General features: G+C 38.1%; 26 protein-coding genes. 21 read left to right on the top strand and 5 right to left on the bottom strand.

The window, feature by feature from the left end:
* The first annotated feature begins 232 nt into the window (after window positions 1–232).
* The 3 genes from BFM98_RS23820 (at window position 233) to BFM98_RS05860 (ending at window position 1,933) form a co-directional block, all read left to right on the top strand.
* Window positions 233–397: a hypothetical protein gene (locus BFM98_RS23820; protein WP_004230164.1), complete on the top strand. Its 165-nt coding sequence runs from the start codon at window positions 233–235 to the stop codon at window positions 395–397.
* Window positions 398–497: 100 nt separating this feature from the next.
* Entirely contained in the window at window positions 498–989 is a 492-nt protein-coding gene (locus tag BFM98_RS05865; protein WP_066036809.1) for a GNAT family N-acetyltransferase, read from the top strand.
* Between the two features lie 5 nt (window positions 990–994).
* Window positions 995–1,933, top strand: a complete 939-nt coding sequence (locus BFM98_RS05860) for a DUF2268 domain-containing putative Zn-dependent protease (RefSeq protein WP_066036808.1) — start codon at window positions 995–997, stop codon at window positions 1,931–1,933.
* A 23-nt stretch (window positions 1,934–1,956) separates the two neighbouring features.
* On the opposite strand, the gene BFM98_RS05855 is transcribed toward BFM98_RS05860, so the two are convergent.
* Window positions 1,957–2,436 carry a DinB family protein gene (locus tag BFM98_RS05855; RefSeq protein WP_066036807.1) on the bottom strand — a complete coding sequence of 160 codons (480 nt, stop codon included), beginning with the start codon at window positions 2,434–2,436 and terminating at the stop codon, window positions 1,957–1,959.
* An 88-nt stretch (window positions 2,437–2,524) separates the two neighbouring features.
* Window positions 2,525–3,142, bottom strand: coding sequence for a LysE family translocator (locus BFM98_RS05850; RefSeq protein ID WP_004230157.1), 618 nt, complete (start codon window positions 3,140–3,142; stop codon window positions 2,525–2,527).
* A 212-nt stretch (window positions 3,143–3,354) separates the two neighbouring features.
* Between BFM98_RS05850 and fabZ the strand changes: the two genes are divergently transcribed.
* From fabZ to BFM98_RS05825, 5 genes are all read left to right on the top strand, one after another.
* The gene (gene fabZ, locus BFM98_RS05845) at window positions 3,355–3,780 is read left to right on the top strand and encodes a 3-hydroxyacyl-ACP dehydratase FabZ (protein WP_048392930.1); all 426 of its coding nucleotides are present in this window, start codon (window positions 3,355–3,357) and stop codon (window positions 3,778–3,780) included.
* A 17-nt stretch (window positions 3,781–3,797) separates the two neighbouring features.
* Window positions 3,798–3,980 (top strand): hypothetical protein, encoded by a 183-nt coding sequence (locus BFM98_RS05840; RefSeq protein ID WP_066036806.1) that lies wholly within the window; start codon window positions 3,798–3,800, stop codon window positions 3,978–3,980.
* Window positions 3,981–4,068: 88 nt separating this feature from the next.
* A complete protein-coding gene (locus tag BFM98_RS05835; protein ID WP_066036805.1) occupies window positions 4,069–4,563 on the top strand; it encodes a hydroxymyristoyl-ACP dehydratase in 495 nt (164 codons plus the stop codon).
* Window positions 4,547–5,005, top strand: coding sequence for a DinB family protein (locus tag BFM98_RS05830; protein ID WP_066036804.1), 459 nt, complete (start codon window positions 4,547–4,549; stop codon window positions 5,003–5,005). Before BFM98_RS05835 ends, BFM98_RS05830 begins: the two co-directional genes overlap by 17 nt.
* 63 nt (window positions 5,006–5,068) lie before the next feature.
* A complete protein-coding gene (locus tag BFM98_RS05825) occupies window positions 5,069–5,815 on the top strand; it encodes a polysaccharide deacetylase family protein (protein ID WP_066036803.1) in 747 nt (248 codons plus the stop codon).
* A gap of 43 nt (window positions 5,816–5,858) precedes the next feature.
* Here BFM98_RS05825 and BFM98_RS05820 read toward each other — a convergent pair whose 3' ends face one another.
* On the bottom strand, window positions 5,859–6,137 hold the full coding sequence (locus BFM98_RS05820; RefSeq protein WP_048392921.1) for a hypothetical protein: 279 nt from the start codon (window positions 6,135–6,137) through the stop codon (window positions 5,859–5,861).
* 131 nt (window positions 6,138–6,268) lie between these two features.
* On the opposite strand from BFM98_RS05820, the gene BFM98_RS05815 reads away from it, so the two are divergent.
* The 9 genes from BFM98_RS05815 (at window position 6,269) to BFM98_RS05775 (ending at window position 18,154) form a co-directional block, all read left to right on the top strand.
* Window positions 6,269–7,042 carry a GNAT family N-acetyltransferase gene (locus BFM98_RS05815; RefSeq protein WP_066036802.1) on the top strand — a complete coding sequence of 258 codons (774 nt, stop codon included), beginning with the start codon at window positions 6,269–6,271 and terminating at the stop codon, window positions 7,040–7,042.
* 300 nt (window positions 7,043–7,342) lie between these two features.
* Window positions 7,343–8,857, top strand: coding sequence for a lmo1851 family serine protease (locus tag BFM98_RS05810; protein ID WP_066036801.1), 1,515 nt, complete (start codon window positions 7,343–7,345; stop codon window positions 8,855–8,857).
* A 68-nt stretch (window positions 8,858–8,925) separates the two neighbouring features.
* Window positions 8,926–9,828: a CobW family GTP-binding protein gene (locus BFM98_RS05805; protein WP_066036800.1), complete on the top strand. Its 903-nt coding sequence runs from the start codon at window positions 8,926–8,928 to the stop codon at window positions 9,826–9,828.
* 443 nt (window positions 9,829–10,271) lie between these two features.
* Window positions 10,272–10,961 (top strand): CAP domain-containing protein, encoded by a 690-nt coding sequence (locus BFM98_RS05800; RefSeq protein WP_048392912.1) that lies wholly within the window; start codon window positions 10,272–10,274, stop codon window positions 10,959–10,961.
* Window positions 10,962–11,063: 102 nt separating this feature from the next.
* Window positions 11,064–11,375: a helix-turn-helix domain-containing protein gene (locus BFM98_RS05795; RefSeq protein ID WP_066036799.1), complete on the top strand. Its 312-nt coding sequence runs from the start codon at window positions 11,064–11,066 to the stop codon at window positions 11,373–11,375.
* 178 nt (window positions 11,376–11,553) lie between these two features.
* A complete protein-coding gene (locus BFM98_RS05790; RefSeq protein WP_066036798.1) occupies window positions 11,554–14,508 on the top strand; it encodes an EAL domain-containing protein in 2,955 nt (984 codons plus the stop codon).
* Between the two features lie 121 nt (window positions 14,509–14,629).
* Window positions 14,630–16,063 (top strand): spore germination protein, encoded by a 1,434-nt coding sequence (locus BFM98_RS05785; RefSeq protein ID WP_048392906.1) that lies wholly within the window; start codon window positions 14,630–14,632, stop codon window positions 16,061–16,063.
* Window positions 16,060–17,088 carry a GerAB/ArcD/ProY family transporter gene (locus BFM98_RS05780; protein WP_066036797.1) on the top strand — a complete coding sequence of 343 codons (1,029 nt, stop codon included), beginning with the start codon at window positions 16,060–16,062 and terminating at the stop codon, window positions 17,086–17,088. Before BFM98_RS05785 ends, BFM98_RS05780 begins: the two co-directional genes overlap by 4 nt.
* Window positions 17,078–18,154 carry a Ger(x)C family spore germination protein gene (locus tag BFM98_RS05775; protein ID WP_066036796.1) on the top strand — a complete coding sequence of 359 codons (1,077 nt, stop codon included), beginning with the start codon at window positions 17,078–17,080 and terminating at the stop codon, window positions 18,152–18,154. Before BFM98_RS05780 ends, BFM98_RS05775 begins: the two co-directional genes overlap by 11 nt.
* A 43-nt stretch (window positions 18,155–18,197) precedes the next feature.
* Here the strand turns inward: BFM98_RS05775 and BFM98_RS05770 are convergent, their stop codons facing one another.
* The gene (locus BFM98_RS05770) at window positions 18,198–19,544 is read right to left on the bottom strand and encodes an MATE family efflux transporter (RefSeq protein WP_066036795.1); all 1,347 of its coding nucleotides are present in this window, start codon (window positions 19,542–19,544) and stop codon (window positions 18,198–18,200) included.
* A 171-nt stretch (window positions 19,545–19,715) separates the two neighbouring features.
* On the opposite strand from BFM98_RS05770, the gene BFM98_RS05765 reads away from it, so the two are divergent.
* The gene (locus tag BFM98_RS05765; protein ID WP_048392899.1) at window positions 19,716–20,792 is read left to right on the top strand and encodes an undecaprenyldiphospho-muramoylpentapeptide beta-N-acetylglucosaminyltransferase; all 1,077 of its coding nucleotides are present in this window, start codon (window positions 19,716–19,718) and stop codon (window positions 20,790–20,792) included.
* 80 nt (window positions 20,793–20,872) lie between these two features.
* Here BFM98_RS05765 and BFM98_RS05760 read toward each other — a convergent pair whose 3' ends face one another.
* A complete protein-coding gene (locus BFM98_RS05760; protein ID WP_004230128.1) occupies window positions 20,873–21,421 on the bottom strand; it encodes a GNAT family N-acetyltransferase in 549 nt (182 codons plus the stop codon).
* 542 nt (window positions 21,422–21,963) lie between these two features.
* Here BFM98_RS05760 and BFM98_RS05755 point away from each other — a divergent pair.
* The 3 genes from BFM98_RS05755 (at window position 21,964) to BFM98_RS05745 (ending at window position 26,160) form a co-directional block, all read left to right on the top strand.
* Entirely contained in the window at window positions 21,964–23,991 is a 2,028-nt protein-coding gene (locus tag BFM98_RS05755) for a diguanylate cyclase domain-containing protein (protein WP_066036794.1), read from the top strand.
* A gap of 112 nt (window positions 23,992–24,103) precedes the next feature.
* The gene (locus tag BFM98_RS05750; protein ID WP_048392894.1) at window positions 24,104–24,778 is read left to right on the top strand and encodes a response regulator transcription factor; all 675 of its coding nucleotides are present in this window, start codon (window positions 24,104–24,106) and stop codon (window positions 24,776–24,778) included.
* Window positions 24,775–26,160: a HAMP domain-containing sensor histidine kinase gene (locus BFM98_RS05745; RefSeq protein ID WP_054548609.1), complete on the top strand. Its 1,386-nt coding sequence runs from the start codon at window positions 24,775–24,777 to the stop codon at window positions 26,158–26,160. The genes BFM98_RS05750 and BFM98_RS05745 overlap by 4 nt, the downstream gene beginning before the upstream one ends.
* The last annotated feature ends 54 nt before the right edge of the window (window positions 26,161–26,214 follow it).

The following is a 26,214-nucleotide window of genomic DNA, read 5'->3' as shown; positions in this document are numbered from 1 at the left end:
AATAAAAACTTTACTATTTTTTCTTTTGGCTGGAAAAGGTTGTGTATCATCATCAATATTTTGGACTTGATTTCGCAGTGTGTCATTTAGATTAAAACCATCGTGTTGCTAGATATCAAAGTAAAGAAGTTGAAATAAAATAACACAAAATCACCACCGCTATTAGCAACTTTTTGACAGCGTATAATCTGTATTTGTTCTCGAATACTAATGCTGAAAGGAGGTTTTTTAAATGAAGTTTTTGACATGGGGCATTGTTGGTGCAGCATTATTTGCTGTGATGAAAGGCTACGGAAAATCGAATCAAGGACAAAAGGATAGCTTTCAACAAACAACTACGCCTGTACAATTAGTAGCCAATGCAAATCCGCTGACAGCCAATACACCGAAACAGTAGAACAAAAGCTTATAGATTACTTTGATCTATAAGCTTGCTATAATTTTACATAAATATCCTATCATTGGTATAATAGATTGCGAGAAAAGGGGGTGTATAGATGCTTCATTTTACAAACTATCATGACGATGATTTAGAAGAAATTCTGCAATTATTTTACGAAACCGTACATAGTGTAAACGCAAAAGATTATTCACAGGCCCAATTGGAGGCTTGGGCACCGTTAGCCATACAGCCAGTTAAAGTAGCCACTTGGCAAAAGACTTTAAGACATAATAAGACCTATGTCGCACGGAAGCATCATCAAATTGTTGGCTTTGTGGATATGACAATGGAGGGCTATTTAAATCGACTTTATGTCCATAAGGATTTTCAAGGACAGGGGATTGCATCAGCCATCGTAGATTTACTAGAAGCAGACGCAAGAAAACTTGGTCTTACCCATATTTACACGGATGCTAGTCTTACAGCGAGACCATTTTTTGAACGGAAAGGATACCAAATCATGCAAACACAAACAGTCGAGCGACAGGGCATATCGTTAATGAACGTTAGCATGGTTAAATTATTTCCTGATGAAAAGGACGGATGAAAAGGATGAATTGTGTAAAGGGTTTTATCGTATTAATGATGTTATGCTTCATACTTAGTGCCTGTGCACAAACAGAAAAGCCTTCTCATGAGAAACCAGATGTAGAAAATATCACGGTTTCATTCGAACATCCTGAAACAAAGCAACCATTTAAAATTATTCATGCTTATGAGCTTTTTCAAAACTATACAGAAAAGGTAGAAAGTGACCCAGATCGTTCACCATTGGATGTCTATCGAGAAGAGGTCGTTGATCCAGTTTATAGTGCTTGTTTTGAGAATGGTGAATATATAAACTTGGCTGAGTTGGTGCTAAACATAACGCCTAAACAAATAAAAGATAATCAATTATTAAGTGAAAATATTGAAAGGGAAGCAACGGAAAGGAGCATTAAAGAAGCTCTTTTCAAAGCTTCTGATTTTCTTCCTACAAAAAATGAAACAACCGTATGTGTTTTTCCTGCTACAGATGTAGGGATTGGCATGGTGGCTATAGGGTCAGGTAAAATAACTGTTCTATACAATAAATATTATAATGATGAATATATAAGATATACAATACCTCATGAATATCATCATAGTGTTTTGACTGAAAACCGCCCAAGAACTGAAGGAACCGTATTGGACCATATGGTGTTTGAAGGAAAAGCAGTTATGTTTGAAAAATTAGTCAATCCCGAAATGGATTTAAGGAAAATTGATTTCAATTCCAAAGACTTTTATTGGTCAAAAATTGTAGGAGATCTCGAAAAGAGGGACTTGAATCGTGCATCTGAAATCAATTTAGGTGGAAATGGTCTACCCTATGAATATGGCTACAGTGAGGGCTATAAAATGGTAAAATCCTATCTGGATTTGCATCCCAATGTATCGATAGAGGAGTGGACTGCTTTAAGTCCGAAAGAAATTTTTGAGAAAGGAAACTATCTCGAAAACTATCAATAAACAAGTAAGCAACAGACCCAGTATCAAACTAGGTCTGTTGCTTCGTTTAGGCATCGATAAATGGTTAAAATCGCTTGTAAATGCATACCTTCATGAAAGATGGTGCGTAACAGTACTTGTTCAATAGTTTGCATACCCATATCAATAGGAGGGAATTCCTCTGACAATCGATGGCCATACTGTTCCTTTAATTGTTCAGGCTGCTGAGCTAAATACTTCTTTAATTCCTCGAAGGATGGCGTTTCGTCGTCAAAATGCTTTGGCGATGTACCAAAGCCAAACCATTTCTTGAGAACTTCTAATTCTGTATCCTTTTCCTTTGTTAATGCCTCTATCCATAAATATTGATCGAGATAAACATGACCCATATTCCAGCGAATATTATTATGAAATCCAGCTGGGATGATGTTCGCTTTTTCTTCTGATACATGCTCGAGTAAGTGAAGCAGCTCGCCACGATAATTGGTTAGCTGCTGAAATAGATTTTCTTGACGTTGATTCAAATGTAACCCTCCTTTTTAATATTATTGGCTATTAAAACTCCATTTTCCTGCAAAAAAAAGAAGAACACTTTTTGTGTTCTTCTCCAATTTATCTACTTTGTGTCTGTAATGCTAAACGGACACCGAGACCGATATAAACGAAGCCAACTGTCTTTTCGAGCCAGCGTGAGCTACCGCTTGTTTTTGTAAAGATTTTTTCGCCAATGAAGCTTGTAATTACTGCGAGTAGGATTGTATATAAAGCACTCATCACGACAAATGTTATACCGAGTGTTAGCAATTGGCTTGTGACAGATTGCTCGTTATGCTGAACAAATTGCGGTAGGAAGGCTAGGAAAAACAGTGCCGTCTTTGGATTGAGGATTTCTGCTAAAAAGCCTTGACGGAATGAAGTACTAGCAGGACTTTGTTCGACAGTCGGTTGCTCAATTTTCTTTGGCTTTGTGAGGAGCATCTGAATGCCTAAGTAAACAAGGTATGCCACACCAATATATTTCACCACTTCAAAGGCAGTGGCTGATTTCATTAAAATAGCAGAGAGACCTAAAACAGCCGCTAATGTATGAACCAAGTCACCAAGACCGATACCTAAAGCTGTATAAATACCATTCTTTTTTCCGCTTTTTAATGTTTGTGTAATGGTAATAATTACTGCAGGACCTGGAATTAAAAATAATAAAAGAACTATTGCGATAAAAGATAACATGCGAAACCATCCTATTCTAATAAACTAATCATTCTAGGGTGAATGCATGGAATATTATATTCTAGCTATTGTGTGGCTGTCGATAAAGAAATATTGAAAAAATAATGAAAAATAATTCTGAAAACTAATGAATAATACTAATGAAATTTTATTACCTAGTACTAATATTTAGTGTTAGAATAAGACTATAAAAATACGTTGGAGGAATTCATATGTTAACAAGTCAACAATTACAAGCTATTTTGCCACACCGATATCCATTTCTTTTGGTAGACCGTATTGTGGAGTTAGAAGAGGGCAAGCGCGCAGTGGGGTTGAAAAATGTAACGATTAATGAAGAGTTTTTTAAAGGTCATTTTCCACAGTATCCTGTGATGCCAGGTGTGCTAATTGTTGAAGCATTAGCACAGGTTAGTGCAGTGATTATGCTGACAAAGGCTGGGAATGAGGGAAGATTAGGTTTATTGGCAGGAATCGATCATTGTCGCTTTAAAAAGCAAGTAAAGCCTGGTGATCAGCTACATCTAGAAGTGGAGATTACGCGTGTGAAGGGCGCTGTTGGGAAAGGCAGAGGGATTGCAATGGTAGATGGAGAAATAGTTTGCGAGACGGATCTTGTTTTCGCTTTTGGATCTTAGAAAATGGAGGTTCTCGGTTGAATTACACATTTATGCTTTATATCGCCGTTTGTATCATGCAAATAGCGCTATTAGCGAATATTACGATTGCTAAAGGCGCTTGGAATGGGGTGACAATGTGGCTTTGTACGGTAGTTTTTGTTTTCGCAACAGCTATTTTTGGATTAAGTAGAGCGCGGCAAAAAGACACTCAAAAATAAACGACTTTGCTTCAATTCGTACTACACGGCTCTCTTTCCTTCATATAGTAAATTGAGTGAAAGTTTTAATATGAGAGGGTGAGGAGGTTTGAGGGTCGCTTTTATAGAACATAAAGAAGAACAGCTACAGCCAGAGCAAGCGTTGGCGAACGATTTCTGTGATCAATTTGTGCAAAAGATGCATAAAAATATATTGCATAAAAAGCTTGATGAGGATGTGTATCAGTCCTATTTTGTTATCCTTCAGCAACAATATACAAGGCAAGAGCTGCGATTTATTGTCCATCTGTTAAAGGTACAGGCAAATGAGATAATACGCATGAAGCCCATGTTTATTACCATGAGTGGTGTTATTTTATCCATGTTTACATTGCTTGCTACAACCATGAATAGCAAGCTCATGATAGGCATGTCGCTTGTCCAAATCGTTGCATTAGCCGTCTTGAGTTTTAATGTCGCCATTATATGGATTTCCTTTAAAATTGAAATCGAACATAAGCGGGTGCAGGAAGTGATTGCATTATTAGATTATTACGTAACAATTGTTTCAAAAGGGAGTGACCTTCGTGCAAAAGACAGTTGAACAATTACATTATTGGCTTATAAAAGTACCAGAAGTATTTCGTGTGATGACAGAAGCGGAAATAACACAACGACCTGCTCCAAAAAAATGGTCCAAAAAAGAAGTAATCGGTCATTTGTGTGATTCGGCTATTGTCAATCTTGAACGATTACTTCAAATTCAGAATGAAGCTTCACCCTATGTAGTGACTACATACGACCAAGTACAATGGGTCGCGTTACAGGGCTATCAGGATTTACCAATAGAAGATATTTTAATGTTGTGGACAAGCATCAACAAAAAAATCATGTATGTACTGGACCACCTTGATGAAGAGACATTGGCCCAGCCATGTATGATGAATCAACAACAAAGGACATTGGGATGGTTGATAGAGGAGTATATGCAACATCTGGCACATCATATCCACCATCAAATTTTAATGAATGAATGCGAAACATAAGCATTTTTTTAGGAAATCCTCAAATAATAAAGTACGAAAATAATTATTTGGGGACGTGAAAATGTGAAAAAGTTTTTATTGCTTTTACTACCACTTAGTCTAATCACGGTGTCGCTTTTTTATGTAAAAGTGAGTTCTTCTGAAAATAAAGGAAGAAAGTATTATGAGGAAGCAGGTCAAATTCTTTGGGAAATTCAGACAGATGAAAAAATCATTGCCTTAACATTTGATGATGGGCCACATCGCAAATATACAGCGGATATCCTTGATGTATTGGAAAAATATAATGCAAAAGCAACCTTTTTTATTGTCGGTCAAAATGCAGAAAAAAATCCTGAGCTGATTACAAGAATGTACGAAGAAGGACATGAATTGGCCAATCATACCTATACACACCCTTTAAGAACAAATGTTACCAATTTAATGAAAGAAATACAGCAAACAGATGAAGTGATTGCAGGGATTACAGGCTATCAGCCAACATTATTTAGACCAGTTGAAGGACAATATACCGATGCGATGATTGATGCAATTTCAAAAAAAGGCTATAAGGTTGTTATGTGGTCTTGGCATTTAGATACGCTCGACTGGAAAAGCCCAGGTGTTCATCGCATCGTGAATACCGTTTTAAAAGGTGTGAAAGCAGGCAATATTGTCCTATTTCATGACGGTGGGGGAAATCGAGCACAAACGGTTCAGGCAATGGAACAAATCATACCGGAGCTTGAAAAACAGGGCTATCAGTTTGTGACGGTTTCTGAATTATTGGAAATCCAAAGGACACATAAGAAAATGGAAAAAAAACAGTAGTGTTGAAGCAGAAACGTCTTCAACACTTTTCTTTATGTAAAGGTTATTTAAACATTTTTTTGATGTGTTTAAGCTCAGCAATTAAATAATCAATTTGTTTCTGCATATTATCTATTTTAACTGTTTGATGCCCATTTCCATTGCCATTATTCGTTTGAGAAGAATCATTGTTCGCGTTTTGGAGCGCTTCTAATGCGAGTCCTGCTGCAATGGTTTGTAAACCATCCCCTAATGTTGAAATGGCTGTGCCAATATAGGATAGCTTAGCCGCATAAATTTCTATGGATTCATTGCCTTGGCTCGGTTTATTATTTCTCCCCATTGTTTTTCCTCCTTACATTTGTCATTACTTGCATCATATGCGACAACAAGTGAAAAGGCGATTCCGATGATCGTTGAATGATTCACTAAAAATGGTAAAATTAGTACAATTAACGGATGGGGGGACTAGCATTGACACAACATATAGAGCTGATTGAAATGAATAGTGAGCTGTTAGAGGGGAAGGGCAGCTTTTGTTTACGAAGCAAGAAAAAAACAGAGGGCTATCAGAAGAAAAACAAATGGCTTAATCAACAATTTGAAAAGGGCTTACATTACATACAAGTACTTGAAAATCAAAAACAAGTAGGTTTTATAGAATATACAGATGCGGAATACTCTTCAAGAGTTGTACATGCAGATGGCTATGTGGTGATTCACTGTTTATGGGTAAGTGCAGTGGGGAAGGGCTATGGTACACAATTACTGAAGAGGTGCTTAAAGGATGCCAAGGAACGTGGGAAAAAGGGAGTGGTGGTCATTACAAATGACCAAACTTCCTGGACGCCAAACAAGGATTTATTTTTACAGCACCAGTTTCAGCATATGGCAACAGCACTCAATGATTTTGAATTATGGGCCTTTCCATTTCATGAAAGCGTTGAACGGCCATACTTTCCTGATAATTGGCAGGAACGATTAACGAGATTTCCTCATTTAACGATTTTACGTTCCTTTCAATGTCCATATGTAGACGTCGCCACGGAAAATATTCAATTAGCTGCCGAAAAATTAGGATTGCAGCCAGTGCTGGTGGATCTTCAAACGAGAGAAGAGCTGATGGAGAAATCACCGACACCATATGGTATTTTTTCAGTGGTTTATAAAGGACAATTGATTGCCTTTCATCGATTAACCGTGCATTCCGTATATAAAAAACTGCAAAAACTCATGAATAATTCCTGATAGGATGCAACTTTTTTGGACACTGGCACGTTATATTCTTATAGCATTTCTATGATTCTTTGAGTTTTTTGTTGACTGCTACTAGGAAATGAGTAAAATTAAAAGGCAGTACCATAATATGCCTAAACTTAGTAGTATGATGGCTGAATAGGTGCTGGAATGCTAGTTAGAATGAAGCATGATCGGACAAGGTCTGTCATGAAATTTTGACAGTCTTTTTCTTTTCGTCTTCTGGATAACCTGTTAAGATGGTAGTAGTGTGACAACAAGTTAGTGTAAATGAGAGTGGTGACAATCAAGATGGATGAACAGAAAAAAGAAAGTACAGAACAGCAGCAGGAGCCGACTCCAGCTGAAATAAAGCCGGCAGGACAATTTATACAACTGAAACCGTTTAAATTTATCATGCTAATGTTCTTTACAATTCTTATTACGGCAGGTTTAACAATATTTGCGTTAACCTTTGGTGATAAGAAAGTAGTAGAAGTGAAAGTTCCGATTGAACGAGAGGAATTTACAAAATTATATGAAGCATTTGATTTACTGAAAAATAACTATTACCAAGATATTGATGATGAAAAAGTGGTCGATGGTGCGATCGATGGTATGTTTGATGCATTAGGCGATCCTTATTCCGATTTCATGGTAAAGGAAGAAGCGGATCAATTTAATTCTGGCTTATCTTCAAGCTTCCAAGGAATTGGTGCAGAAATCCAAGAACGTAATGGTTATATTACAGTTGTGTCACCTATCAAAAATTCTCCTGCTGAAAAGGCAGGCTTATTACCAAAAGATATTATCTTAACAGTTGATGGGAAAAGTATTCAGGGCTTAAGTGCAACAGAGGCAGTTGCACTGATTCGTGGCGAAAAAGGAACACCCGTAAAATTAACGGTAAAACGTGGCGAAAATACGGAACCTATTCAAATGACGATTGTTCGTGATGACATCCCAGTCGAAACCGTTTATGGTGAAATGCTGGATGGCAATATTGCCCATATTCAAGTTACATCATTTAGTGAACAAACTGCCCAAGAGCTTGAAAAAATCCTTACTGAGTATGAAGGCAAAGGAATGAAGGGCATTGTATTAGATTTACGTCAAAATCCTGGTGGCTACCTAAAGGCTGCAGTCGATATCTCTAATTTCTTTGTACCAGAAGGAAAGGCGATTGTGCAGGTACAAGAAAAAGATGCGGAGCCTCAAATTACAAATGCCATAGCAGGTAAAAAATATAACCTACCGATTACGGTACTAGTTGATAGTGGCAGTGCTTCAGCCTCTGAGATTTTGGCAGGAGCATTAAAAGAGTCAGTTGGTGCTAAAGTTGTTGGTGAAACATCATTCGGTAAAGGAACTGTCCAAAATGTTACACCATTAAAAGACGGCTCTAATTTGAAATTTACGACAGGTAAATGGTTAACACCGAAGGGCAACTGGATTAATGAAAAAGGAATTGAGCCTGATGTCAAAGTTGCGTATCCATCCTATGCCTCTTTACCATACTTGAATGCCTCTTTAGAAATGAAGACAGGCCTACAATCTGACTCTGTGAAAGCAGCAGAGGAGATGCTTCAGGTGCTAGGGTATGAGCCTGGTGAAGTAGATGGGATCTTTGATGACAATACCGCACAGGCAGTAGAAAAACTACAAGCAGCGAACAACCTTGAAGAAACAGGCATTCTAACAGGTAATACAACGTATGCTTTAATGGATGCGTTACGTGCAAAAATGAAAGCCGATGATCCTCAGTTACTAAAAGCGAAAGAGCTTCTTGTAGGAACAGCCGAAAAAACAGAGGAAACAACAAACTAACAATGTAGCTGTCGCAACAGTTGTCTTTCACGGCATCTGCGACAGCTTTTTTTATGGGAGGAACTAATATGAAAGATGTGTACCTATTTAGTGGCTTTTTAGGGAGTGGCAAAACATCCATGCTGACAGATGTCATTCGCCAGCTAAAAGAAAAGAAATTAAAGCCTGCTGTTATTATGAATGAGCTCGGGAAGCTGCCATTTGACTCGCAGGCAGTGGAAAAGGATATCCCGCTAAAGGAGATGCTAGAGGGCTGTATTTGCTGTTCGGGTGCTGAAAAAACAGAGGCACAAATTCAATCTCTTCTATTAGATAGTGATTTTGATGTGCTCATTATCGAAACAACAGGTGCAGCACATCCTGTAGAAGCTTTGGATGCCGTTTTTTCACCGCTTTTTGCAGATCAGCTCAATGTGAAAGGCATTATCACGGTGGCGGATTCTAAGCTCTGGCTACACCGTGATACATTAACACCACAAGTGCGCTCTTTATTTCTGGAGCAAATTCGCCATGCACATCTATTGTTAGCAAATAAAACAGACTTATTAACAGAGGCAGAGCAAGGTCAGGTCGTCTATGAACTACAGGGCTTGAACCCTCATGCCTTTATATTGCAAACGACAAATGGACGCTTACCACTCAGCTTATTAGAGGGGCTGAAGGCAACAACACAGGTCGATAAAGCAGATATAGTTAAAGCGCCAATAGCCTCAATGCAGCTGGGCTCTCGCTTAGTAGATTTTACAGATCAGGAATTTACACAGGAGCAGTTTGAAGATTGGGTGCGTGCATTACCTGAAACGATTTATCGTATGAAAGGCTATGTACCAATTAAGGGCATCAAAAACCCAATGTTGTTCCAATATGCTTATGGAATGGTGCAATGGCTCCCAGAATATCTGAAAATGCCAGCAAAACTTGTTATTATTGGAGAGAATGTTAGTGCTTTACCTGTTATTGGGGAGAATTGAAGAATAAAGCAACCAGTGAATTTCTGCACGTGAACAACCTGTGTAGCTTTACACAGGTTGTTTTATTTTTATGTAAATGAAATGTAACGATCTTGTAACACAATTGTAATATTAGGCTAACATGAGGCTACGACACTAGCCGTCTCTAGGGTGATGCAAAGAAAGTAATGAAGAAAGGCGATTAAAAAATGAGTGTATAAAACATACATTTTTTATTCATATCAGCTGTTTATTTTCTAAAATATTTACGAGTTTAGGAGGGGTGTCAACCCTCTTTCAAACGTAAGTATTTCATAGATTGGTGAAACCTGCTAAAAAATAACGCGAAAAAAACGTGATTTTTCGCGCATTTTCTTCTTCGTTGGCGTAGTTAGCAGATGTTGGTAAGATTTTAATGAAAATCATCCCTTACGATTAGTGGCAGAGAAGGAGGAATTGCAAACATGAAAAAAACACTAACTGCAATTTGTGCAACATTTCTTTTAGCAGCTCCAATTCAAATAGCTTCTGCTGCTGCAAATACAACAGAGGGGAATTCCGTACAGCAATCAACAAACTGTAATGTTTATTATTATAAATGGTCAAACAATAATCATAAGTGGACGATTAAACTTCCACAGGCATCTACACCATCTAATGAGACGCCAACAACAAATAATACAACACCAACAAAGCCAAATAATAATCAATCATCACAAAATGAAAAGCCAGCAACACCACCAACTACTTCAACACCATCAACAACAACTTCAGATGTGGACGCATTTGAACAAGAAGTAGTAAAATTAACAAACGCTGAGCGTACAAAAGCTGGTTTATCACCACTTCAAACAGATGCGAAATTAATGGCTGCAGCTCGTGAAAAATCACAAGATATGCAAACAAATAAATATTTCTCACATACGAGCCCAACATTTGGTTCACCATTTGATCGTATGAAAGCTTTAGGTATCGCTTATAAAGCTGCAGGTGAAAACATTGCTCAAGGTCAACGTTCACCACAAGAAGTAGTACAAGCGTGGATGGACTCACCAGGACACCGTGCGAACATTTTAAACGGTAAATTTACACACATCGGTGTAGGTTATGTGAAATCAGGTAACTACTGGACACAACAATTTATCCAAAAATAATCATTTATTAATAGAAAGATGCTCTATAAGTCTATAAAGGCTTATAGAGCATCTTTTTTTATTGAATTAATGGTAAAATTTGATGAGTAAGGGAGGATAGAATTGAAACAATATAGCATAGCAATGGCGATTTTCTCATTAGCCATGTCGTTTTTAATAGGAAGCTGGCTCATCGCCACCAGTTTAAAAGAGCAGCCAAAGGAATCCGTGCAACACCAGCTATTGTCACAACAAGAGGCAGCTGATTATTTAGGAATCAGTGTAGTGGAAGTGCTAAAATTAACAGAAGTGCCAGATGGATCAAATAGTTACATAAGCGAAATCCCTCATGTAAAGGTAGGGGACAAAGTCTATTATCCAAAGCAAGCCATTGATCGCTGGCTATTGGATATGGAATTAATCGTAGTACCTTAAGAAAAACATATGAACTATTTCTTTGGATAGGGGCATCACCTAATAAAAAAGAGCGCTTCTCCAGCGAAAAACGGTCGATGAAACTTTTCTTTCTCTTTTATAAATAGTAGTTTTTAAACTGTATTTTGGGGGAATTGATAAATAAGTAGTGGGTAAAAAGTAGGGAGAGGTGAGATGGATGAAAAAGCCGAATCTATTAAAGCAGTTTTTTACAAAAGAAGAAAGACCGCATACGTTTGCGCTGGCAACAGCTCAAGATCATCGTTTATTTTCATATGCCATGTCCTTTGCCAAGTATCACCCCGATATGATGATTGTGTTTTCGGCAGATGGCGAAATTATTTACGTCAATCAAGAAGCACTCTATGAACTATTACAATATCGACCTAGTCATGCAGAAGATTTCAAGAAAATTCTGACTGATGTAGATTATAAACGATTAAAAAGAGCGTTCAATCGAACATTACGAGGAAAGTCGGTCAAGATTGATATTGAAAGACTACAGCATCAAGGACAAAACCTAAGCCTCGTACTGACGTTTATACCAATCAAAAATGACGACAATCAGGCCGAGGGGCTCTATTTAATCATTGAAGATATGTCCACGTATTCAGCCATGAAGCATCAGTTAATGCTACATGAGAAGCATTTAAATTACGCCCAGCATATTGCGGCAGTTGGGAGCTGGGAGTACTTTATTCAGCATGACAAACTGTTTTGCTCAGATAACTTTTATCATATTTTTGGCTTTGCACGTTCAGATAACGATGGTATTGATCACGTTTTCCAGTTCATTCATCCAGATGATTATGAAAGGACATATGATGCATTTAATCATGCTCGAAAAGGGACTAATTTTGACAGTGACTTCCGAATTTATCACGGTAAAACCAATGAGCTGCGTTTTCTACAGGCAGCCGCCGAAGTCATATGGAAGGATGACAAGCCCTTTAAGATGATTGGGGTTGTCAAAGACGAAACGGCTTTCAAACTACTTGAGAAAACACTAAATGATACATTAGCCAACTATCATTCTATCTTTGACAATTTAGATGCAGGGATTTGGATGCGAGATTCCATTCGTGGCAATATGCTGTTCGCCTCTAAAGGATTGGAAGGAATTCTTGGTATTCCATTAGCTAAGCTTTATGATGACTCAGAAGTCTGGATTAATATGATTCATCCTGCACATCGTGAGGAGGTATTAGCGTATACTGATCATCTCGCTTCAGGCAAAAGCTATCAAGTGATTTATCGTATCCGAACGGGGGAGAATCAGACAAAGTGGTTGCTGGAGCAAATTGTGCCGAGACTAGATCAGCAAGGGGAGGTCAACCATATTTTCGGCTTAGTAACTGATATTACAAAGGAGATTGAGCGAGAAAAGAAGCTTAATTATTTAGTGTATTATGATGAATTGACAGGTTTACCAAATCGCTTGAGCTTACATGATAAAGTTGATACCCTATGCTTAGCTGGCGAACCCTTCGCACTATTATATATTTCGATTAACCGCTTTCATATCTTAAATAATGCGCTAGGTACGAAAATCGGTGATGAGCTTCTGCGCACGGTGACCAACTACTTTTCAACACTAACAGATGATCACAGTTACATGGCACGTTTAGACAATCAGCATTTTATCATTGTCATGAAAAAATATGTGAGCAAGCAACATATTTACGCGCTGGCTAGCCGTGTACTGAAAACCTTTGATACACCTTTTTCGATAAAAGACTATCGCTTGCACCTATCTGCTAGCATTGGTATTGCTTTTTATCCAGAGGAGGGCTTAACGAGAAACATTTTATTAGAAAATGCATATTCCGCTTTATGCTATGCGCAACAGCAGGGAAGGAATCGTTTTCATATTTATGCCTTTACAGAGGATATTACTTCCTATAAGCAGTATGTGTTAGACCGAGATATGCGACAAGCCATGTTAAATGAGGAATTCGAATTATATTTCCAACCAATGGTAGAGCCGCAAAAGGGGGTTATCAATGGTGCAGAAGCGTTAATTCGTTGGCATCATAAAGAATGGGGCCTTGTGTCACCTGGTGAATTTATTCCATTAGCGGAAGAAAACCATATGATTCACATCATTACAGATTGGGTGATTAAAAAAGCATGTGCGTTGTTACAGCACTGGAAGCAGCAAGGGCATGTGCTGCGAACAATTAGTATTAAGATATCGCCAATCCGTCTGTTGAAAAAGGGCTTTATTCAGTTTGTCCAAGAGCGATTACAGGTAAATTCGATTGACGCTCATTATATACAATTCGAGATTAGCGAAAGTACCATCTTAAAAAATAGTACAAGTGTGATGACCGTTCTCAAAGAATTACAAGACATCGGTGTTAAAATTGCTATTGGTGATTTTGGAACAGGCTACTCTTCCTTAGAATCATTGCGAACATTCCAACCAACGACACTCCATATCTATGAAGCGTTTATCCGTGAAATCCGTCATGATCGTCCGATTGAAAATGGACTCATTTCAGCAACGATTTATTTAGCCAAAATGCTTGGTATTCAGGTTGTGGCAAAAGGAGTTGAAAGTTACGAGCAATTTATCTTTTTAAAGCAGCAAGAATGTGATTATTTGCAAGGTAGTATTTATACGAAGGCTGTTCCCGCGAAAGCCTTTGAAAAAATGCTGGCACAAGGCATTTTAACACCACAAAAAGCGATTATTCATAAAAAACCTGTGGTGGAGCGACGCAAATATTATCGTTTTCAATTCCCGGCCTATGTGAAGGGCTTTATGACGATTATCGAAATGAATGAGCAAAAAATTAATATCGGTCATACCCCGATCATCATTGAAAATATTAGCTTAGGCGGCATGAAGATTCGCTCTTCTTTGAAGCTACCCGTTAATCAAACGATGAAATTTAAATTTAGCTTTATTTTAATGAATCAATCATTTAACCTAGAGGGTACTTTTAGATGGACCTTAGAAGAAAAATACCAAATCTATTCTTATGGCGTCGCCTTCAATTTGACGCAGGAGGATGAAGGAAAATTAGCCCCAATCATCAATCGAATGACAGCCTTGCATAATCACCATGAAAAAATAGAGGGAACGCCCTTTATGTATGAGGATATTGAAGCTTATTTTAAAAAATAGCTGATCATGAAGATGCCCAAATGTTCTAGAGGGCATCTTTTTTTCATGGCGTGGAATCACACGAACTAAGCGTTTGAAATACACGAAAAATGCTTATACTCTCCAGTAGAGGAGGCGTTTTATGGATAAAGTGGAGTATATGATCAAAAGCCTACAAAAAGCATTCTACCATTCCTCGGATTTGACCGTCAGACAAATAGATTGGCATGAAGGGGACACGGCTATTTTATGCTTTTACGCTTCTCTTGTTGATGCGAAGGAAGTCCAAAAAATACTGGATACCATTTATGCACGTTTAGATACAGAAAAACCTTTTTGGAGTGAAACCCTACTTACAACACTCGATAATTTTGCGCTACCGCAAGCGATTGAACGGGTTTGCCAAGGTGAAACGCTCGTGATTTTGCCTGATACGGGAAAAATGCTGACGTTAGCGATTACCAATGAAGTTCGTCGTAATCTTGAGGAGCCAAACAATGAACATATTCTGCGAGGCTCCCATGAAGGTCTTGTGGAGCGGGCGGATACCAATTTAACATTGATACGAAAGCGAGTGAATAATCCCGCTCTTGTGGTCAAATCTTTTACAATTGGACAACAAACTAACACTAAAGCTTATTATCTCTATATGGATGGGGTTATACAGCCTGAAACCTTACAAGAGATGGAAAAGCGGATTGCAGACATTAAAATCGACTATTTTTATAGCATTGGCCAGTTAAGTGATGCACTAGAGGATTCCGTGTTATCGCCATTTCCACAATTGTTAAATACAGAGCATCCAGATCGTGTGGTAGCCCACTTAGTGGAGGGGAAAGTTGTGGTCATGACCAATATTTCGCCGTCTGCCTTGATTGGCCCTGTGACATTTTTCTCTTTCTATCAAACACCTGATGACTATAATAGTCGGGTAGTGGTTGGCTCTTTTTATAAAATAGTGCGTTTACTGTCGTTTGTAACGGCGGTTTTTTTACCAGCATTTTATATTGCTGTAATTAGCTTTCACTTTGAGGTATTACCCTTAGAATTAAGTAATCAAGTAAAAAATGATGTTAATGATATACCTTATCGACCGTTAATTGAAGCACTGATACTTGAGATTATTATGGAGCTCATTCGAGAATCAAGTATTCGTTTACCACAATCAGTAGGGCAAACGATTGGGATCGTAGGGGGATTAGTGATAGGAGATGCCATTGTAAGTGCGGGACTCGTGTCGAACTTAATGGTCATTGTTGTCGCCTTAACGGCCATTTCAAGCTATGTTGTCCCGTCCGTTGAATTGAATAGCACGATACGCATGATCCGTTTTCCGTTTATGCTACTTGCCTCATTATTTGGGTTTTTAGGCATTGTGGTAGGAGTTGTCATCCTATTAATTCATTTAATTAGTTTAACGTCATTGAAACAGCCGTATTTTTCACCTATCGTACCATTTCAACCGAAAGCTGTTTATAAAATTTTTTTACGCTGGCCATTTATTAGACCGACAGTCCAAGTTACTTCCTTTCAACCACCGAAGGATGAAAAGGGAAAAAATGAGGATACACCATGAATTTTTCTCTATCAAAGGCACAATTTTTTTTACTACTCTTTATCATTCAGACAGGTGTTGTCTACATTGCCTTTCAAACACCGTTAATCATATACAGTCAACATAGTGCATGGTATGTCTTCTTCCTTGCTAGCATCTTCCATTACGGCTTGCTGTTATTTTTTGAACGCTATTATCAATTTTTCTTTTTAAATGGGTTCTTTCGCTGGGTCTATCTGATCTATTGGATATTAATAACAGCTGTATTAATTGCCTATATGGGGTATGTTCTGGCCTCATGGGTCTTGCCCCGAACACCTGAATGGATTGTTGTCATGATGATTGTAGGGCTATCTTTGTATGCCAATTTAGTTAGACCAGAAACCATCATCAATATTGGTGTCATGCTAATTCCTATCATTTTCCTCTTTGTCATTTTTTTAATGCTGGCTATTCCAGATTTAACGTGGAGTAATCTTTTTCCAGTTGAGTGGAACAATACTAGGCAAATCATGGCGGGCATGATTCATAGCATGTATGCCTTTTTTGGGATTGAAATGTACCTCCTTTATCGTCCATTTCTCAAACAGGATTTACAGGTGAAGGGAAAGCCCTTATTGATTTATCAACTCGTCATTTTTATCTTTTATTTTATTTCGGTTGTCTTTACACAAATGTTCTTTGCTTTGGAGGAGGTTCAACTAATACCAGAGCCTATTATATATATTTTAAAATCACAGGAAGTGAATTTTGTAAAACGGCTGGATATTTTTTTCATCTATATTTGGCTTTCTTGGTCCATTGTTACGGTCATGATCTACGGTTTGTCCTTTCGTGTGCTTTATTTGTCAAAAAAACGGAAGCATCCGAAACGAAGTATTGTTTTTTTTCATCTTCTCTTAGCCATCCTGCCGCTATTTGTCATGCAATTTCAGCGCATTGAGTTTATCAAAAATTCTATACACTACGTACTCATTGTGTTTACGATTCTACTACCAATGATGATAATTTGTTGGAATAAATGGAGGGGAAAACGTGTATCGTAAAGGGATTATGCTCCTCTTGTCTATGTTACTTTTAGCTGGCTGTTGGGATGAACGACTTTATAAAAACGCTTCCGTTGTGACGCTCGTTGGGGTGGACGGATATATAGGGGCGTACAAGGGATATTATGCCTATCCGAATACAGCAGCTCAGCAAAATGAAGTGATTGAAGCGGACGGCATTTCACCAAGAGATGTACGGAATCAAGCCAATTTAAAAGTAGAACAAACACTTGATTTATCTGAGCTATCGACCATCCTTGTATCGGATCAAACGGTAAGAGAGCCTCTTTATGATATTTTGGATATTTATTTTCGTGATCCCCAAAACCCGATTTCGATAAAAATTGCTGTAACAGAAGGGGATGTCAAGCCATTTATAGAGCTAACAAAGGATTTAGCAGGGGGGGCAGGAGGCTATTATGAACGTTTTATGGAAAGCACAGAGGAAAATACAATTTTTCCGAAATTAGATTTACAGACGGTTGGCTCCATGCTATTTGAACAGACAATTGATATAGCACTACCGTATATTCAGTTAAGTGAGGATAAAAAGCATGCTGTTGCGGCAGGTGTCGCTTTGTTCTCAGGTCAAACGTTTACGGGTACAATATTAACACCAAAACAATCTCTCACGATGCTTCTCTTAATGAATCAACCTAGCAAACAAGCGCGGATGAGCTATATGTGGAAGCATGATGGAAAATCGATGCCAATCACGGCTGATGTTATTCATATCAAGCGTCAATGGACGGTGAATGAGGAATTAAAAAGAATAGACATGGATTATCTCATAGAGGTAGAAATTGAGGAATTTGCACATGACCATTTATATAAAGACCCCGTTTTCAAGGAGGTTCAGCAGTTGATTCAAGATCATGTGCAGGCAGAGTTTGAGGAGGTTTTGCGGATTCTTCAAGGTCAGCAATCGGATACGTTGGGGATTGGTCGATATATTCGTGCTTATCACCCCAAAATGTTTCAGAAGGATTGGCCTGCTGTCTATGCATCCTTACAGCTAGTGCCGTCTGTTCAAGTGAAAATCATTCGCACAGGTGTTTTACGCTAAAAAAATCGCCTTTCTCAAGTTAGAGAAAAGCGATTTTTTGTTGTTAAACAGTGACTCTTTTTTGAACAACCAATAGACGAATTAAAAGAGTAATTGCGCCCATTGTTAAACCTGCCACAAGGCCAATCCAATAGCCAAATGGACCGAAATCCGTATGTGTGGCAAGAGTATACCCAACTGGCAAGCCAATTACCCAATAAGATATAATGGCCATGATAAACGTGATCATAACATCTTTATAGCCTCTCAATGCGCCTTGTACTGGTGCTTGTATTGCATCAGATAGCTGGAAAATGGCTGCGTAGACTAAAAATTGTACGGCATACTCAAGTACCATCTGATCTGTGGTATACATATGTGCTACAGGTTCACGTAAAATAAACAAGATGCAAGCTGATATAAAGCTAAATAAAATGGCTGTGCCGACACATAGATAACTATACATACGAGCATCTCGCATGCGACCAGCGCCGATCTCAAAACCAACTAATATTGTGACACCCATAGAAATACTGAGCGGAACCATGTATAACAGAGAAGTGAAATTGATGGCAATCTGATGGGCTGCGATGATTTCTGTGCTAAAATTACTCATCATCATGGTCACAGCAGAAAAAATACTTGTTTCTGCAAATAGGGAAATACCGATCGGTACCCCAATCAATAAAATTTCCTTCCATCGAAGCCATTCAAGCTTAGGCCAATCATGAAACAGACGGAATCGTTCGAACGGTACTCGTTTAGCGATGATCCATACTGTAATCATGAATATTAGCCAGTACGTTATTGCTGTCGCTACACCAGCTCCGATGCCGCCAAGCTCAGGCGCACCAAATTTGCCGAAAATAAAGATATAGTTCAGCACGATATTAATGGGTGTTGTCATTAAGGTAATGATCATCGTGACCCGTGTCTGACCAAGGGCATCAATAAAGCAACGCATTACAAAAAATAAGAAAAGTGGCAAAAGACCCGCACACATCGCATAGATGTAGCCTTTTGCAATGCTATGTACAGCAGACTCTAAGTTCATCTTACTAAGTATCCAATCAATGCCAAAGAAGAGTCCTGTAAAAATAAGGATCGCCAGCAATATGGCGACATAAATGCCTTGCTGGACTGCCTTTTTTGCATCCATCTCTTTTTTCGCTCCCACAAGCTGTGAGACAATTGGCGTAATAGCTAGGAGTATACCTGAAAGTCCAGTATAAATCGGCATCCAGATAGAGGAACCAATCGAAACACCTGCTAAATCAACCGTCCCGTAACGACTGGACATTAAAATATCAAAAAATGAAATAAGATAAATAGCTACCTGTGTCACTAAAATAGGGACAATCATTTTTAAGAGTAGCACGTATTTTTCCTTAATTGTGGATGTTTGATACATATTTTCTACTTCCTTCATGAACATAATGAACAAGTATAGCATATGTAAAGAGAGAAAAGCTGAAATTTTCATGCTTCATCTATATCTTTTCGTCAGCATATAGTAAAATAGAACACTGTAAACAAAAAGTAGTGCTAACTACAATGGTTTTTAAGGAATAGGAGAATTTGTGTGAAACAACAAACAATCATTTTAACCGGTGGTGGGACAGCTGGCCATGTATCGTTAAATCAGGCGATACTCCCGTCTTTACTAGAACTTGGTTATGATGTCCACTATATTGGCTCAGAGCAAGGTATTGAAAAAGAATTAATTGGCGAGGCGTTCCCCGATGTTCCATTTTATGGCATTGCGAGTGGTAAATTGCGTCGTTATTTCTCCATGAAAAATTTTACAGATCCATTTAAAGTGCTTGCTGGAATGATGCAGGCTTTTCGTATTATTAAAAAAGTGAAGCCACAGGTTGTCTTTTCAAAGGGAGGGTTTGTCTCTGTACCCGTTGTGATGGCAGCGAAATTAGCAGGTGTGCCAGTCGTCATCCATGAATCTGATGTAACACCTGGTCTTGCTAATAAAATAGCCTTACCTTTTGCTTCACATGTATTCACAATTTTTGAAGAAACTCTGAAGCATTTACCTCAAGAGAAGGCTACTTGCACAGGCTCCATTATTCGTCCTGAGTTATTTGAGGGAGAAAGAGCAAGGGGGCTAGCTTTCTGCGGCTTTTCTACTTTAAAGCCTGTTTTACTTGTTATGGGAGGGAGTTTAGGCTCTGTTGTCTTAAATGAGGCACTACGTAAAAACTTACCAGAGCTCCTCAAGCAATTTCACATCATTCATTTATGTGGGAAGGGGAATTATGATGAAGCACTGGAGGCAATGCCAGGCTACAAGCAATTTGAGTATGTGACAACAGAGTTACCTGATTTATTGCATGCTGCAGACTTTATTGTGTCACGAGCAGGCTCTAACTCCATTTTTGAATTTTTAGCGCTTCACAAGCCGATGCTATTAGTACCTCTCTCAGCGCAAAAAAGTCGTGGAGATCAAATTTTAAATGCCAACTTGTTTAAAAAACAAGGTTACGCAGAAGTGTTACAGGAAGACGAGTTGACAAAGGAATCTTTTATGAAGTCTGTTCATACACTAACAGAGCGTAAAGTGGAAATGGTGGAGACAATGGCAAAAACGCAAAAACCAAAAACACCAGATGAAATGGCGTCATTAATTTTACGGTACAAGAAATAAGTGCTATTTGAAAAAAGAAAAGAAGCTATGAGGTAGGTCGAAATGACAAAACCTTATAGCTTCTCTTTTATATATACACACTACATTGCTTGCTCTTCGCCTTCTTGCATTTGATGTGCCGTTGTTAGGTAGAATAAATCTTTTGGAATTTTAAATAAATTAAATTGTGCCTCACCGCTATTAACCTGCGCTAATAATGTTGGATGACTTTCATTGGCACTCACCACATAGGGAAGCTTTAAAGCAGCACGCTGTGATTTTAAATTTTCAACACGTATACGGAGAAAGACCGTATGAAAATTATAGTCAAAAAATAACTCGTTCAAAAATAACATTTTTGCTTTTTGATTATAACCTTTACCTTGGTAAGGGAGTCCAATCCACGTTCCTAGAAAGCCTGCACCGTCCTCCACATCGTGAATACTAATGGTGCCGATTGGTTGACCCCAATCATCAGTTATGGTCCTCGAGATAGCGAGTCCTCTCGCTTCCTCTTCAATCAGTTGTTTTGTCATAAACCAATATTCATCAGCGGATGTGGCTTTTTGACGGACAAAAGGGAATACAGAAGGGTGTGATAATAGCTCATAAAGCTCTGTACATTCATGCAGGTCTCGATGTTTAAGCATACGAAACGCCTCCTTTACTAGGGTAGTTAAAACAATTCCGTTGAAGCATAAAGAAGAAAACTAAAATTCGTACTGGAATTAAAACCCAAAGAACTAGACGTTATAACTATGATATTCCATAATCTCCCGCTGTCTTACTGATTTCGACCATACCGAAAAAAGGCTAGTTTTTTAAATATAATATAACATATAAACTGCTTGATGCAATCATTTTGCTCGTAAAAAAACAAAATTTGAGTTTAATAGTCAGTAAATTCTGATAAATGAAATGTGATTATCCATAATATTGTTGTTTTTTAGCATTAAGACTAACCTATCAATTTTAACTAATATTAATCATTTATCTACATCTTTAGTAGGATTGTTGTCTTGTTATAATAGGTAATATATCAAATATTATCCTTAAAAGGATATAATTTTTACGATTCTAGAAAGGTAATTTTTTATTTTTATGTTATAATAGTAGTATTATTTTTAATCTAACAACACATACATACGAACATTTCTATCATGATGGCAATGGCTTTTCTGGAGGTGACAGCATGGAGTATATTTTAAGCGAAGATTTCTTTAACTCATTATTTATTGGCAAGGATTTTGTTTTTCTCGTGAAAAAAGTAGGGGACGATTATCAATATATTCGCTTAAATCAAGCAGCTCAGGATCTGTTATCGAATGAGGCGATTGGCAAAATGATTTCGACCGTTACCTCAAAGCGTAATTTTTTGATCATTCAGAAAAATTACCATGAGGCCATTAGAGAACATAAACAGGTTGACTATGTAGATTATGCATATGTTCAGTCGGAGGTTCGTAAATATGAAACATCCGTCAGACCGTTGAAATATAAGAACGAAGACTATATTTTAGCCATCACGAAAGAAATACTTTATGACCGCAGTATTGAAGATAAATTTTTATTTATGCGGTCCATGTTTGACCATGCCTTTTTCTCAACAGTCATTTTATCGGCTGAAGGAATGATATACGAAGTGAATTCAAGCTTTATGGAAGATTTTCAATTAGATAATGAAACCGTCAAACAGAAAATGTTTGTGGATTTACCGATTATTCCAAAGGAAGAAGTTGAACAAATAAAAATTTGTTTGCAAAAAGCTGCAAGAGGGGAAAACGTTGGCGAGAAGTTTATTAAATTGCATACATTGGACCAACAGGAACGCATGTATTTACTGTCACTATCACCAGTGATGCAGGGTGATAATTCCTTTGCCATATTTCTTATCATGCAAGATTTTACACAATTTACTTTACAAAAAGCAGAATTACGCTCGAAGTCTCACGGGCTAGAAGTATTTAAATCTGCACTAAATTCAGCTACAGCCATTGCTGTATTAGATCATAATTGTAACATTACCGAAGTGAGTGAGATGTTTTTACAGGCTTCTGGCTACACGGCGGAGGAGTTAATCGGTCAGCCCTACGCATTGATTGAACCACGATTCCGTGGGCAAGACCTTTTTCAAATAATTGAAGATAAGCTGGACACGATGGGAATGTGGCGTGGAGAACTTTGCTATCGAACGAAATATCATGCAGATTACTGGGTAGAAACTACCATCGTTCCATTAAAAGATGAGTTTGGTCAAATCGAACAAATTTTAACCATTAACTATGATATTACGGATAAGAAAAGAATGTTCACAGAATTAAAAAATATTGAACGTACTTTCAGACTCATCACAGAAAATACAAATGATTTAATTGTGATTACAAATGAGGATGGCATCATTATCTATGCTTCCCCGTCCTATGGTATTTATTTAGGTTATGAAAATGTAGAGCTACAAGGACAGTTTTACAGTGACATTATTGATCGAGAAAGTAAAGGCGAATGGCAAACATTCTTGAATAATTATACAGGGCAAACAGATTCACAGTTTGAGCTTTTACTGAAGGCGAAAGATGGAACGCCGATTTGGACAGAAGGAAATGTCACGGTTGTGCACGACCCTGAACGTGAAAAAGTTTCTCAAATTATGATGGTGTCTCGTGAAATTACACATCGCAAAGAAAGGGAAAATGATTTGCTGTATTTAGCCTATCACGACGCTTTAACACAGCTACCTAATCGGCGTTTTTTAGAAAAGGAGTTTCCTAAAATCCTAGCAGAAGCAAATGAAAATCAAACCTGTGTGGCGATGCTCTATATAGATGGTGATGATTTTAAAGAAGTAAATGATCGCTTTGGCCATGAGACGGGCGATGCGTTTATTCAGCGATTCGGCAGTTCCTTGAACAAAACAGTTCGAAGCCATGATATGGTTATTCGAATAGGTGGCGATGAATTTATTGTCATCTTAACTGGCTTAACAAGAGATCAGGAAAAAAGACATCATCAAATTATGCATATTATTCGACGGATTCGCGATGAATTAGCAGAAGGCTGGATGATAGAGGACCATCTTTTTACACCAACTGCTTCAATTGGCATTTCCTATTACCCAGACCATGCTCGAACATTGGATGAGCTAATGGATTTAGCTGACCAAGCATTATATAAATCAAAAGAGTCGGGGAAAAACAACCTCTCCATTTCAGATATACACTAAAAAGTCTGTCCACAAGGTTTTCCTTGTGAGACAGACTTTTTATTTGATGTTATGCTATAACAGTATAGGGATAAAAATCCTACATCGTTATTTTGGAATAGAAGGTGATATGATGCCTAAGAAGATATTGTTGGTAGAAGATGAAAAGCATATCGCTCGCTTTGTCGAACTTGAATTACAACACGAAGGCTATGAAGTAAAAACTGCCTTTGATGGTCGAGAAGGATTGGCTTTGGCAACATCGGAAAATTTTGATGTACTTTTACTGGATGTGATGTTACCAAGTATTAATGGGATTGAGATTTGCCGTCGCATCCGAACACAATCACAAGTACCGATCATTTTATTAACGGCACGAGATGCTGTGATGGATCGTGTAGCAGGACTCGATGCAGGGGCTGATGACTATATCGTCAAACCTTTTGCGATTGAAGAGCTGCTGGCTAGGATACGGACGATTTTACGTCGTGTCACCCCAGAGCAGACAAGCAGTGAATCTTTATGCCTACGGGATATTGAAATAGATGTAGCTGCCTATGAAGTTTTCGTTCAGGGGAATAAACTTGATCTAACAAAGACAGAATATGACTTATTGAAACTATTAATTGAGCACAAAAATAGAGTATGTACACGAGAGCATATTTTAACATCCGTTTGGGGCTATGATACGGATATCGAGACCAACGTGGTAGATGTTTATATCAGACATTTACGTACAAAGCTCCCTGGGGCGATGAATGATTATATTGAAACCGTTCGTGGTGTTGGGTATGTGATGCGAGAATGAATAAGTTAAGAAATTATTTACGTCAGCAGTCCCTGCAAAAAAAATGGATGCTGACCTCAAGCAGTGTCATCTTTATTAGCTTTACGATTATTTGTGTAGTCGTCTATCTTTCTCTGCATACATGGTTATTAAATGATGAGGAGAGTAAGGTCAATCGGACAAGTAAGGATATCATCTCTTTTTTAGAGTCCCAAGGTCCTACAATTACCATTCAGCAAATTCAGCAAAATACAGGCTTGCTCAAATCGATTGCGGATCGTGATGAGACGGTCCGAATATTTAATGCTGATGGGGTGGATATTTTACGAATCAATGATACCTCTGCTGCTGCACCACTTAATTCGTTGCAAGAAATTTTTGAGATGACCATTGATAAGCAGGATGTGCTGGTCATCAATGAACCGATTCGGATGGGCTTTTTCCAAGGCTATATTCAGGTGATTCATCCGTTAACTAGTTTTCAATCTCTCATGCATTATCTTTTGACAGCCATGCTGATTGCAGGGTTAGGAGCCTTAGTGTTATCTGGCTCTATTGGCTATTATCTAGCGAACTATTTAATGAAGCCACTACACGAATTGCGTGCATCCATGAAAACTGTGATGGATCAAGGATTTAAGGAGCCTATACAGCTAACCTATACATCACATGACGAAATTGGTGATTTACTAAAGATGTATAATGCCATGATGAACGAGCTGCAAATCTCATTTACCCAGCAGCAGCAATTTGTCGCCGATGCTTCTCATGAGCTGCGTACACCGATTCAAGCAATTGAAGGGCATCTTTCTCTTTTAAAAAGATGGGGCAAACATGATCCTGCCATATTAGAGGAATCCATTGATACCTCCTTAACAGAAATTGCTCGTATGCGCAAAATGATTGAGGAATTATTAGAACTTGCACGGCGTGAGGAAAAAGATGAAACAAGTGAGGCCAATGCATTAGTGGTCATCGAAGCAGTGATGGATGAGGTAAAGCTTGTTCATCCACAAGCGCGAATATCGCTGTCGAAACATGGTGAAATTGGTCCGTTATTTATCACCGAAAATGCACTAAGTCAAATCGTTCGTAATATAATAGAGAATGCCATTCGTTATTGTGAAAAAATTCCTGAGATACAAATTTCTATTTCTGTTGCTGGAAATTATGCATGTTTAGAAATTACTGATAATGGTATAGGAATAGCACAAGACAATATTCCGTTTATCTTTGATCGTTTTTATCGAGTGGATGAAGCAAGAAATCGCCAAATTGGTGGAACAGGCTTAGGGCTTAGTATTTCGAAGATGTTACTTGAAAAATACAATGCCACAGTAGAAGTCAAGAGTGAGGTTAATATTGGAACCGTTTTCTCGCTGAAAATCCCGCTAAAATATTAAGAAAAATACACGCTTTATTTCATTATTCTATCCTTTGCGAAAAAAATTGCTTAA

The organism is Lysinibacillus sp. AR18-8 (genome assembly GCF_001705465.1).
Lineage (GTDB): Bacteria > Bacillota > Bacilli > Bacillales_A > Planococcaceae > Lysinibacillus > Lysinibacillus capsici.
This window is presented reverse-complemented; position numbering and strand designations above follow the sequence as displayed.